The organism is Pseudomonas kurunegalensis (assembly GCF_030291635.1).
GTDB classification, from domain to species: Bacteria; Pseudomonadota; Gammaproteobacteria; order Pseudomonadales; family Pseudomonadaceae; genus Aquipseudomonas; species Aquipseudomonas monteilii.
In genome coordinates, this window is the sequence record NZ_CP127871.1 from 141,873 (window position 1) to 156,460 (window position 14,588).

At 61.7% G+C, this 14,588-nt stretch carries 1 protein-coding gene (only partly in view); it reads left to right on the plus strand.

The genetic code is table 11. The features are described 5' to 3' along the window. A protein-coding gene (locus tag QQ992_RS00655; RefSeq protein WP_286111931.1) for an immunoglobulin-like domain-containing protein crosses the window boundary here: on the plus strand, positions 1 to 14,588 show its 5' end (the start). Its footprint extends 16,291 nt past the window's final position; only the first 14,588 of its 30,879 coding nucleotides appear in the window; its start codon is at positions 1 to 3; the stop codon falls past the right edge of the window.

Below are 14,588 nucleotides of genomic sequence, written 5' to 3' on the forward strand. Positions count from 1 at the left end.
ATGAGCAGCGTTGTAGCCATCGTCAAAAGCATTGTCGGCCAGGTTATTGCGGTATCCCCAGAGGGCATTCGCCGTGTGCTCATCGAGGGGGACCGCCTGTTGGCAGGTGAGGAAGTGCTCACTGGCCCGGGCGGTGCAGTGACTCTGGAACTGGCCGATGGCCGTCTGCTTGACCTGGGCCGTGACAGCCAGTGGAGCGCCGATACGCCTGACAGCAGCACCGACCTGAGCCAGGCGACCGCACAGGCCGCGCCGTCGGTGGAAGAGCTGCAGCAGGCGATCGCTGCGGGTGTCGACCCGACTACCGAGCTTGAAGCTACCGCAGCCGGTCCATCGGCCGCAGGCGGTGGTGGCGCGCTGGGTGGTGGTCACAGCTTCGTGATGCTCGAAGAAACGGCGGGCCGGGTTGACCCCACAGTTGGATTCCCCACTGAAGGGCTGGGCTTTGCAGCCACGCTGGACAGTGAAGAAGTCGGCCTGCTGGGTGACGCCAACAACAACCTGGTGACCACGCCGACGACGGACACCAACGTTGCTACCGACCTTATCCTTGGCGCCACTCCTTCCATCAGCGAAGCGGGTGGCGTAATCGTTTATACCGCCACGGTTGGACAGGCACCGACTACCAACCTGGTCATTACCCTGTCCAATGGCGCCGTGATCGTCATTCCGGCCGGGCAGACCAGCGGTAGTGTCAATGTCGTGGTCCCGGCGAACGATACACCGTATATCGACGGTGGGCAGATCTCGGCGACTGTCACCGGTGCCACCGGTGGCGGCGGTTTGACGGTGACATTGCCGCAAACGCCGGCGGTTACCCAAGTGACCGATACCATCGATACGACCACTGCGACACTGACTGCTTCGCCAAGCGTTACTGAAGGCGGCGTCATCACCTACACCGTGACCCTGAGCAACCCTGCCCAGACGCCGGTAACCGTGACCCTGTCCAATGGGCAGGTCATTACCATCGAGGCCGGCAAGACCCAGGGCAGCGTTGACTTCCAGACCCCGGCGAACGACGTCTACAACAACGGCTCGACTGTCAGCACCACGATTACGGGTGCCACCGGTGGCAACTTCGAGCAACTGACGCCTAATCCTGCACCGGCTGAGACGGTAATCAGTGACTCGGTGGATACCACGACTGCCACTCTGACCGCATCGCCAAGCGTGACTGAAGGGGGTGTGATCACCTACACCGTGACTTTGAGCAATCCTGCTCAAACACCGGTGACCATTACCCTGTCCAACGGCCAGACCATTACCGTTGAAGCGGGCAAGACCCAGGGCAGCGTTGATTTCCAGACTCCTGCGAACGACGTTTACAACAACGGCTCGACCGTCAGCGTCACCATTGAAGGCGCTACTGGTGGCAACTTCGAGCAGTTGACCCCGAACCCGACCCCGGCTCAAACCACGATCAACGATTCGGTCGATAACACCACCGCGACCCTGACGGCTTCGCCAAACGTCACCGAAGGCGGCGTGATCACCTACACCGTGACCCTGAGCAACCCTGCCCAGACTCCGGTGACTGTGACCCTGTCCAACGGCCAGACCATTACCGTTGAGGCCGGCAAAACCCAGGGCAGCGTTGATTTCCAGACCCCGGCGAACGACGTCTACAACAACGGCTCGACCGTCAGCGTCACCATCGAGGGCGCCACTGGTGGCAACTTCGAGCAGTTGACCCCGAATCCGACCCCGGCTCAGACCACGATCAACGATTCGGTCGACACCACCACCGCGACCCTGACGGCTTCGCCAAGCGTCACTGAAGGCGGTGTCATCACCTACACCGTGACCCTGAGCAACCCGGCCCAGACCCCGGTGACTGTGACCCTGTCCAACGGCCAGACCATTACCGTTGAAGCCGGCAAAACCCAGGGCAGCGTTGATTTCCAGACGCCGGCGAACGATGTCTACAACAACGGCTCGACCGTCAGCGTCACCATCGAAAACGCCACCGGCGGTAACTTCGAGCAACTGACCCCGAACCCGACCCCGGCTCAAACCACGATCAACGATTCGGTCGACACCACCACCGCGACCCTGACGGCGAGCCCGTCGGTGACCGAAGGCGGCGTGATCACCTATACCGTGACTTTGAGCAATCCTGCCCAGACCCCGGTGACCGTGACCCTGTCCAACGGCCAGACCATCACCGTTGAGGCCGGCAAGACCCAGGGCAGTGTCGACTTCCAGACCCCGGCGAACGATGTCTACAACAACGGCTCGACCGTCAGCGTCACCATCGAGAACGCCACTGGCGGCAATTTCGAACAACTGACGCCGAACCCGACGCCTGCTCAGACTACGATCAACGATTCGGTCGATAACACCACCGCGACCCTGACTGCTTCGCCAAGCGTCACCGAAGGCGGCGTGATCACCTACACCGTGACCCTGAGCAACCCGGCTCAGACCCCGGTGACCGTGACCCTGTCCAACGGCCAGACCATTACCGTTGAGGCCGGCAAAACCCAGGGCAGCGTCGACTTCCAGACCCCGGCGAACGATGTCTACAACAACGGTTCGACTGTCAGCGTCACCATCGAGAACGCCACTGGCGGCAACTTCGAACAACTGACCCCGAACCCGACCCCGGCTCAGACCGCGATCAACGATTCGGTCGATAACACCACCGCGACCCTGACGGCGAGCCCGTCGGTGACCGAAGGTGGCGTGATCACCTACACCGTGACCCTGAGCAACCCTGCCCAGACTCCGGTGACCGTGACCCTGTCCAACGGCCAGACCATTACCGTTGAAGCGGGCAAGACCCAGGGCAGCGTTGACTTCCAGACGCCAGCCAACGACGTTTACAACAACGGTTCGACTGTCAGCGTCACCATCGAAAACGCCACTGGCGGCAACTTCGAGCAGTTGACCCCGAATCCGACGCCGGCTCAGACCGCGATCAACGATTCGGTCGATAACACCACCGCGACCCTGACTGCTTCGCCAAGCGTCACCGAAGGCGGCGTGATCACCTACACCGTGACCCTGAGCAACCCCGCTCAGACGCCGGTGACTGTGACCCTGTCCAACGGCCAGACCATTACCGTTGAAGCGGGCAAGACCCAGGGCAGCGTTGACTTCCAGACCCCGGCGAACGACGTCTACAACAACGGCTCGACCGTTAGCGTGACCATCGAGAACGCCACTGGCGGTAACTTCGAGCAACTGACGCCGAACCCGACCCCGGCTCAGACCGCGATCAACGATTCGGTCGATAACACCACCGCGACCCTGACTGCTTCGCCAAGCGTCACCGAAGGCGGCGTGATCACCTACACCGTGACCCTGAGCAACCCTGCCCAGACCCCGGTGACCGTGACCCTGTCCAACGGCCAGACCATTACCGTTGAAGCCGGCAAAACCCAGGGCAGCGTCGACTTCCAGACCCCGGCGAACGATGTCTACAACAACGGTTCGACCGTTAGTGTGACTATCGAGAACGCCACTGGTGGCAACTTCGAGCAGCTGACCCCGAACCCGACGCCGGCTCAGACCGCGATCAATGATTCGGTCGACACCACCACCGCGACCCTGACGGCTTCGCCAAGCGTTACCGAGGGCGGCGTCATCACCTACACCGTGACCCTGAGCAATCCTGCCCAGACCCCGGTGACCGTGACCCTGTCCAACGGCCAGACCATCACCGTTGAGGCCGGCAAGACCCAGGGCAGTGTCGACTTCCAGACCCCGGCGAACGACGTCTACAACAACGGCTCGACCGTTAGCGTGACCATCGAGAACGCCACTGGCGGTAACTTCGAGCAACTGACGCCGAACCCGACCCCGGCTCAGACCGCGATCAACGATTCGGTCGACACCACCACCGCGACCCTGACGGCTTCGCCAAGTGTCACCGAAGGCGGCGTGATTACCTACACCGTGACCCTGAGCAGCCCTGCCCAGACCCCGGTAACCGTGACCCTGTCCAACGGCCAGACCATCACCGTTGAGGCCGGCAAGACCCAGGGCAGCGTCGACTTCCAGACCCCGGCGAACGATGTCTACAACAACGGTTCGACCGTTAGTGTGACTATCGAGAACGCCACTGGTGGCAACTTCGAGCAGTTGACCCCGAATCCGACTCCAGCTTCGACTGTCATCAATGACAGCATCGATACCGTCACCGTTAGCATCGTCAGCAATGGCAATGTGACCGAAGATCAGCAGCCTTCCTTCACTGTAAAAGTAAGCCAGGCGCTGGACCGTCCGTTGACCGTAACACTGTCGAACGGCGACACCGTGACCATCGAAGCGGGTAAAACCGAAGTCGAGTACAAGACCCCGATCCAGGGTGATGACGTCTACAACGACGCAGGTTCCATTACCCTCGGCGTCACCGGCGCAACAGTTGCGGGTGCCACTTTCGAGAATCTGGCTTTGGGTGGCCCGGCTACTGTTGAAATTTCGGACACCGTCAGTGAGGTGGTTGCCAAATTGACTGCGACCCCTTCGGTCACCGAAGGCGGCGAGATCACCTACACCATCACGCTGACCAACAAAGACGGTCTGCCGATCAACAACCACGGCGCCCTGACCTTCACGCTGAGCGACGGTAAAACCGTCATCACCGTACCGGCCAATGGCACAACCGGTTCGATCACCGTGACCGCTCCGGACAACGTCTACACCGGCAGCAATCCGCCTGTGGTGCAGTCGATCGCAACCGTTGCTGGCGCTGATGTCGGCAAGTTCGAGCAACTGACCCTGGATAAAACCCCGGTCAGCACCACCGTCACTGACGAGCCAGGCACGCCGGGCAACGAAGGCGACCTGGTCAAAGTCACCATCACTGCCGACCAGACCTCGGTGGCTGAGAACGTCAAACCGACGTTCACCGTGCACATCAACCAGCCGTTGGACCACGACCTGGTCGTGACCCTGAGCAACAACGCTCAGGTCACCATCAAAGCCGGCGAAACCAGCGCGCCGTACACCCACGATGCGCAGGGCGATGACGTCTACAACGACGCTGGCCAGATCAGTGTGGGCATCAAGTCCGCCGTGGACGTCACCGGTGCGACCTTCGAGAACCTGCAGCTGGGCGGTGCGGCTACCGTTCAAGTCACTGACACCACCGATGAAGTGGTTGCCAAACTGACTGCGACCCCGTCGGTCACCGAAGGCGGCGAGATCACCTACACCATCACGCTGACCAACAAAGACGGTCTGCCGATCAACAACCACGGCGCCCTGACCTTCACGCTGAGCGACGGTAAAACCGTCATCACCGTGCCGGCCAATGGCACTACCGGTTCGATCACTGTCACTGCTCCGGACAACGTCTACACCGGTGCCAACGATCCAGTGATCAAGTCGATCGCTTCGGTGGACGGCGCTGATGTCGGCAAGTTCGAGCAACTGACCCTGGACAAGACCCCGGTCAGCACCACCGTCACTGACGAGCCAGGCACTCCAGGCAACGAAGGTGACCTGGTCAAGGTCACCATCACCGCCGACCAGACCTCGGTCGCCGAGAACGTCAAGCCGACCTTCACCGTGCACATCAATCAGCCGCTGGACCACGACCTGGTCGTGACCCTGAGCAACAACGCTCAGGTCACCATCAAGGCTGGCGAAACCAGCGCACCGTACACCCACGATGCGCAGGGCGATGACGTCTACAACGACGCCGGCCAGATCAGCCTGGGCATCAACTCGGCGGTGGACGTCACCGGTGCGACCTTCGAGAACCTGCAGCTGGGCGGTGCGGCTACCGTTCAAGTCACTGACACCACCGATGAAGTGGTTGCCAAGCTGACTGCGACCCCTTCGGTCACCGAAGGCGGCGAGATCACCTACACCATCACGCTGACCAACAAAGACGGTCTGCCGATCAACAACCACGGTGCCCTGACCTTCACGCTGAGCGACGGTAAAACCGTCATCACCGTACCGGCCAACGGCACTACCGGTTCGATCACCGTCACCGCTCCGGACAACGTCTACACCGGTAGCAATCCGCCTGTGGTGCAGTCGATCGCAACCGTTGCTGGCGCTGATGTCGGCAAGTTCGAGCAACTGACCCTGGATAAAACGCCGGTCAGCACCACCGTTACCGACGAGCCAGGTACTCCAGGCAACGAAGGCGACCTGGTCAAGGTCACCATCACTGCCGACCAGACCTCGGTGGCCGAGAACGTCAAACCGACGTTCACCGTGCACATCAATCAGCCGCTGGACCACGACCTGGTCGTGACCCTGAGCAACAACGCTCAGGTCACCATCAAGGCTGGCGAAACCAGCGCACCGTACACCCACGATGCGCAGGGCGATGACGTCTACAACGACGCCGGCCAGATCAGCCTGGGCATCAACTCGGCGGTGGACGTCACCGGTGCGACCTTCGAGAACCTGCAGCTGGGCGGTGCGGCTACCGTTCAAGTCACTGACACCACCGATGAAGTGGTGGCCAAACTGACTGCGACCCCGTCGGTCACCGAAGGCGGCGAGATTACCTACACCATCACGCTGACCAACAAAGACGGTCTGCCGATCAACAACCACAGCGCCCTGACCTTCACGTTGAGCGACGGCAAGACCGTCATCACCGTGCCGGCCAACGGCACTACCGGTTCGATCACTGTCACTGCTCCGGACAACGTCTACACCGGTGCCAACGATCCAGTAATCAAGTCGATCGCTTCGGTGGACGGCGCTGATGTCGGCAAGTTCGAGCAACTGACCCTGGATAAAACGCCGGTCAGCACCACCGTTACCGACGAGCCAGGTACTCCAGGCAACGAAGGCGACCTGGTCAAAGTCACCATCACTGCCGACCAGACCTCGGTCGCTGAGAACGTCAAACCGACGTTCACTGTGCACATCAACCAGCCGCTGGACCACGACCTGGTCGTGACCCTGAGCAACAACGCGCAGGTCACCATCAAGGCCGGCGAGACCAGCGCGCCGTACACCCACGATGCGCAGGGCGATGACGTCTACAACGACGCCGGCCAGATCAGCCTGGGCATCAACTCGGCGGTGGACGTCACCGGTGCGACCTTCGAGAACCTGCAGCTGGGCGGTGCGGCTACCGTCCAAGTCACTGACACCACCGATGAAGTGGTTGCCAAACTGACTGCGACCCCGTCGGTCACCGAAGGCGGCGAGATCACCTACACCATCACGCTGACCAACAAAGACGGCCTGCCGATCAACAACCACGGCGCCCTGACCTTCACGCTGAGCGACGGTAAAACCGTCATCACCGTGCCGGCCAACGGCACGACCGGTTCGATCACCGTCACTGCCCCGGACAACGTCTACACCGGTGCCAACGATCCAGTAATCAAGTCGATCGCTTCGGTGGACGGCGCTGATGTCGGCAAGTTCGAGCAACTGACCCTGGATAAAACGCCGGTCAGCACCACCGTTACCGACGAGCCAGGTACTCCAGGCAACGAAGGCGACCTGGTCAAAGTCACCATCACCGCCGATCAGACGTCGGTGGCCGAGAACGTCAAACCGACGTTCACCGTGCACATCAACCAGCCGCTGGACCACGACCTGGTCGTGACCCTGAGCAACAACGCGCAGGTCACCATCAAGGCCGGCGAAACCAGCGCACCGTACACCCACGATGCGCAGGGCGATGACGTCTACAACGACGCCGGCCAGATCAGCCTGGGTATCAACTCGGCGGTGGACGTCACCGGTGCGACCTTCGAGAACCTGCAGCTGGGCGGTGCGGCTACCGTCCAAGTGACCGATACCACTGACGAAGTGGTGGCCAAGCTGACCGCCACCCCGTCGGTCACCGAAGGCGGCGAGATCACCTACACCATCACGCTGACCAACAAAGACGGTCTGCCGATCAACAACCACGGCGCCCTGACCTTCACGCTGAGCGACGGTAAAACCGTCATCACCGTACCGGCCAATGGCACTACCGGTTCGATCACCGTCACTGCCCCGGACAACGTCTACACCGGTGCCAACGATCCAGTAATCAAGTCGATCGCTTCGGTGGACGGCGCTGATGTCGGCAAGTTCGAGCAACTGACCCTGGATAAAACGCCGGTCAGCACCACCGTTACCGACGAGCCAGGTACTCCAGGCAACGAAGGCGACCTGGTCAAAGTCACCATCACCGCCGATCAGACGTCGGTGGCCGAGAACGTCAAACCGACGTTCACCGTGCACATCAACCAGCCGCTGGACCACGACCTGGTCGTGACCCTGAGCAACAACGCGCAGGTCACCATCAAGGCCGGCGAAACCAGCGCACCGTACACCCACGATGCGCAGGGCGATGACGTCTACAACGACGCCGGCCAGATCAGCCTGGGTATCAACTCGGCGGTGGACGTCACCGGTGCGACCTTCGAGAACCTGCAGCTGGGCGGTGCGGCTACCGTCCAAGTGACCGATACCACTGACGAAGTGGTGGCCAAGCTGACCGCCACCCCGTCGGTCACCGAAGGCGGCGAGATCACCTACACCATCACGCTGACCAACAAAGACGGTCTGCCGATCAACAACCACGGCGCCCTGACCTTCACGCTGAGCGACGGTAAAACCGTCATCACCGTACCGGCCAATGGCACTACCGGTTCGATCACCGTCACTGCCCCGGACAACGTCTACACCGGTGCCAACGATCCAGTAATCAAGTCGATCGCTTCGGTGGACGGCGCTGATGTCGGCAAGTTCGAGCAACTGACCCTGGACAAGGCGCCGGTCACCACCACCGTCACCGACGAACCGGGCTCGGGTACCCCGGGCACTGGCAACGAAGGCGACCTGGTACTGGTCACCATTACCGCCGACCAGACTTCGGTCGCCGAGAACGTCAAACCGACCTTCACCGTGCACATCAACCAGCCGCTGGATCACGACCTGGTCGTGACCCTGAGCAACGATGCGACCGTGACCATCAAGGCCGGTGACACCAGTGCGCCATACGAGCACGCAGCGCAGGGCGATGACGTTTACAACGACGCTGGCCAGATCAGCGTGGGCATCAAGTCCGCCGTGGATGTGGATGGTCGCACCTTCGAGAACCTGCAACTGGGCGGCAATGCCTCCGTTCAGGTAACCGACACCACCGACGAAGTCATCGCGAAGCTGACCGCTACGCCTTCGGTTACCGAAGGTGGCGTGATCACCTACACCGTGACGCTGACCAACAAGGACGGCCTGCCGATCAACAACCACTCGGCGCTGACCTTCACGCTGAGCGACGGCAAGACCGTCATCACCGTGCCGGCCAACGGCACTGTGGGCACTACCACCGTCACCGCACCGGACAACGTTTACACCGGCACCAACGACCCAGTGATCAAGTCGATCGCTTCGGTCAGCGGCGACGACGTCGGCAAGTTCGAGCAACTGACCCTGGACAAGGCCCCGGTGACCACCACCGTGACCGACGAACCGGGCTCGGGCACCCCGGGCACCGGCAACCAGGGCGACCTGGTGCTGGTCACCATCACCGCCGACCAGACGTCGGTCGCCGAGAATGTGAAGCCGACCTTCACCGTGCACATCAACCAGCCGCTGGATCACGACCTGGTCGTGACCCTGAGCAACGATGCTCAGGTCACCATCAAGGCCGGCGACACCAGTGCACCGTACGAGCACGCGGCGCAGGGCGATGACGTCTACAACGACGCTGGCCAGATCAGTGTGGGCATCAAGTCCGCTGTGGACGTCGATGGTCGTACCTTCGAAAACCTGCAACTGGGCGGCAACGCTTCGGTACAGGTCACCGACACTACCGACGAAGTCATCGCGAAACTGACTGCGACCCCGTCGGTCACCGAAGGCGGCGTAATCACCTACACCGTGACGCTGACCAACAAAGACGGCCTGCCAATCAACAACCACTCGGCGCTGACCTTCACGCTGAGCGACGGCAAGACCGTCATCACCGTGCCGGCCAACGGCACTGTGGGCACTACCACCGTAATTGCCCCGGACAACGTTTACACCGGCACCAACGACCCAGTGATCAAGTCGATCGCTTCGGTCAGCGGCGACGACGTCGGCAAGTTCGAGCAACTGACCCTGGACAAGGCCCCGGTGACCACCACCGTGACCGACGAACCGGGCTCGGGCACCCCGGGCACCGGCAACCAGGGCGACCTGGTGCTGGTCACCATCACCGCCGACCAGACGTCGGTCGCCGAGAATGTGAAGCCGACCTTCACCGTTCACATCAACCAGCCGCTGGATCACGACCTGGTCGTGACCCTGAGCAACGATGCTCAGGTCACCATCAAGGCCGGCGACACCAGTGCACCGTACGAGCACGCGGCGCAGGGCGATGACGTCTACAACGACGCTGGCCAGATCAGTGTGGGCATCAAGTCCGCTGTGGACGTCGATGGTCGTACCTTCGAAAACCTGCAACTGGGCGGCAACGCTTCGGTACAGGTCACCGACACTACCGACGAAGTCATCGCGAAACTGACTGCGACCCCGTCGGTCACCGAAGGCGGCGTAATCACCTACACCGTGACGCTGACCAACAAAGACGGCCTGCCAATCAACAGCCACTCGGCGCTGACCTTCACGCTGAGCGACGGCAAGACTGTCATCACCGTGCCAGCCAATGGCACCGTGGGTACTACCACCGTTACCGCACCGGACAACGTCTACACCGGTACCAACGACTCGATCGTGAAATCGATCGCTTCGGTCAGCGGCGACGACGTCGGCAAGTTCGAACAACTGACCCTGGACAAGGCGCCGGTCACCACCACCGTCACCGACGAACCGGGCTCGGGTACCCCAGGCACTGGCAACGAAGGTGATCTGGTACTGGTGACCATCACCGCCGACCAGACCTCGGTCGCCGAGAATGTGAAGCCGACCTTCACCGTGCACATCAACCAGCCGCTGGATCACGACCTGGTCGTGACCCTGAGCAACGATGCTCAGGTCACCATCAAGGCCGGCGACACCAGTGCACCGTACGAGCACGCGGCGCAGGGCGATGACGTCTACAACGACGCTGGCCAGATCAGTGTGGGCATCAAGTCCGCTGTGGACGTCGATGGTCGTACCTTCGAAAACCTGCAACTGGGCGGCAACGCTTCGGTACAGGTCACCGACACTACCGACGAAGTCATCGCGAAACTGACTGCGACCCCGTCGGTCACCGAAGGCGGCGTAATCACCTACACCGTGACGCTGACCAACAAAGACGGCCTGCCAATCAACAACCACTCGGCGCTGACCTTCACGCTGAGCGACGGCAAGACCGTCATCACCGTGCCGGCCAACGGCACTGTGGGCACTACCACCGTAATTGCCCCGGACAACGTTTACACCGGCACCAACGACCCAGTGATCAAGTCGATCGCTTCGGTCAGCGGCGACGACGTCGGCAAGTTCGAGCAACTGACCCTGGACAAGGCCCCGGTGACCACCACCGTGACCGACGAACCGGGCTCGGGCACCCCGGGCACCGGCAACCAGGGCGACCTGGTGCTGGTCACCATCACCGCCGACCAGACGTCGGTCGCCGAGAATGTGAAGCCGACCTTCACCGTTCACATCAACCAGCCGCTGGATCACGACCTGGTCGTGACCCTGAGCAACGATGCTCAGGTCACCATCAAGGCCGGCGACACCAGTGCACCGTACGAGCACGCGGCGCAGGGCGATGACGTCTACAACGACGCTGGCCAGATCAGTGTGGGCATCAAGTCCGCTGTGGACGTCGATGGTCGTACCTTCGAAAACCTGCAACTGGGCGGCAACGCTTCGGTACAGGTCACCGACACTACCGACGAAGTCATCGCGAAACTGACTGCGACCCCGTCGGTCACCGAAGGCGGCGTAATCACCTACACCGTGACGCTGACCAACAAAGACGGCCTGCCAATCAACAACCACTCGGCGCTGACCTTCACGCTGAGCGACGGCAAGACTGTCATCACCGTGCCAGCCAATGGCACCGTGGGTACTACCACCGTTACCGCACCGGACAACGTCTACACCGGTACCAACGACTCGATCGTGAAATCGATCGCTTCGGTCAGCGGCGACGACGTCGGCAAGTTCGAACAGCTGACCCTGGACAAGGCGCCGGTCACCACCACCGTCACCGACGAACCGGGCTCGGGTACCCCGGGCACTGGCAACGAAGGCGACCTGGTACTGGTCACCATTACCGCCGACCAGACTTCGGTCGCCGAGAACGTCAAACCGACCTTCACCGTGCACATCAACCAGCCGCTGGATCACGACCTGGTCGTGACCCTGAGCAACGATGCGACCGTGACCATCAAGGCCGGTGACACCAGTGCGCCATACGAGCACGCAGCGCAGGGCGATGACGTTTACAACGACGCTGGCCAGATCAGCGTGGGCATCAAGTCCGCCGTGGATGTGGATGGTCGCACCTTCGAGAACCTGCAACTGGGCGGCAATGCCTCCGTTCAGGTAACCGACACCACCGACGAAGTCATCGCGAAGCTGACCGCTACGCCTTCGGTTACCGAAGGTGGCGTGATCACCTACACCGTGACGCTGACCAACAAGGACGGCCTGCCGATCAACAACCACTCGGCGCTGACCTTCACGCTGAGCGACGGCAAGACCGTCATCACCGTACCGGCCAATGGCACCGTGGGCACCACCACCGTTACCGCGCCGGACAACGTCTACACCGGCACCAACGACTCGATCGTGAAATCGATCGCTTCGGTCAGCGGCGACGACGTGGGCAAGTTCGAGCAACTGACCCTGGACAAGGCGCCGGTCACCACCACCGTCACCGACGAGCCAGGCTCGGGTACCCCAGGCACTGGCAACGAAGGTGATCTGGTACTGGTCACCATCACCGCCGACCAGACTTCGGTGGCCGAGAACGTCAAACCGACCTTCACCGTGCACATCAACCAGCCGCTGGATCACGACCTGGTCGTGACCCTGAGCAACGATGCTCAGGTCACCATCAAGGCCGGAGACACCAGCGCGCCGTACGAGCACGCTGCACAGGGCGATGACGTCTACAACGACGCTGGCCAGATCAGCGTGGGCATCAAGTCCGCTGTGGACGTGGATGGTCGTACCTTCGAGAACCTGCAACTGGGCGGCAATGCCTCCGTTCAGGTAACCGACACCACCGACGAAGTCATCGCGAAGCTGACCGCTACGCCTTCGGTTACCGAAGGTGGCGTGATCACCTACACCGTGACGCTGACCAACAAGGACGGCCTGCCGATCAACAACCACTCGGCGCTGACCTTCACGCTGAGCGACGGCAAGACTGTCATCACCGTGCCGGCCAACGGCACTGTGGGCACTACCACCGTAATTGCCCCGGACAACGTTTACACCGGCACCAACGACCCAGTGATCAAGTCGATCGCTTCGGTCAGCGGCGACGACGTCGGCAAGTTCGAGCAACTGACCCTGGACAAGGCCCCGGTGACCACCACCGTGACCGACGAACCGGGCTCGGGCACCCCGGGCACCGGCAACCAGGGCGACCTGGTGCTGGTCACCATCACCGCCGACCAGACTTCGGTCGCCGAGAACGTCAAGCCGACCTTCACCGTGCACATCAACCAGCCGCTGGATCACGACCTGGTCGTGACCCTGAGCAACGATGCTCAGGTCACCATCAAGGCTGGTGACACCAGTGCGCCGTATGAGCACGCTGCACAGGGCGATGACGTCTATAACGACGCTGGCCAGATCAGTGTGGGCATCAAGTCCGCCGTGGACGTCGACGGTCGTACCTTCGAAAACCTGCAACTGGGCGGCAACGCCTCCGTTCAGGTCACCGATACCACCGACGAAGTCATCGCGAAGCTGACCGCTACGCCTTCGGTTACCGAAGGTGGCGTGATCACCTACACCGTGACGCTGACCAACAAGGACGGCCTGCCGATCAACAACCACTCGGCGCTGACCTTCACGCTGAGCGACGGCAAGACCGTCATCACCGTACCGGCCAATGGCACCGTGGGCACCACCACCGTTACCGCGCCGGACAACGTCTACACCGGCACCAACGACTCGATCGTGAAATCGATCGCTTCGGTCAGCGGCGACGACGTGGGCAAGTTCGAGCAACTGACCCTGGACAAGGCGCCGGTCACCACCACCGTCACCGACGAGCCAGGCTCGGGTACCCCAGGCACTGGCAACGAAGGTGATCTGGTACTGGTCACCATCACCGCCGACCAGACTTCGGTGGCCGAGAACGTCAAACCGACCTTCACCGTGCACATCAACCAGCCGCTGGATCACGACCTGGTCGTGACCCTGAGCAACGATGCTCAGGTCACCATCAAGGCCGGAGACACCAGCGCGCCGTACGAGCACGCTGCACAGGGCGATGACGTCTACAACGACGCTGGCCAGATCAGCGTGGGCATCAAGTCCGCTGTGGACGTGGATGGTCGTACCTTCGAGAACCTGCAACTGGGCGGCAATGCCTCCGTTCAGGTAACCGACACCACCGACGAAGTCATCGCGAAGCTGACCGCTACGCCTTCGGTTACCGAAGGTGGCGTGATCACCTACACCGTGACGCTGACCAACAAGGACGGCCTGCCGATCAACAACCACTCGGCGCTGACCTTCACGCTGAGCGACGGCAA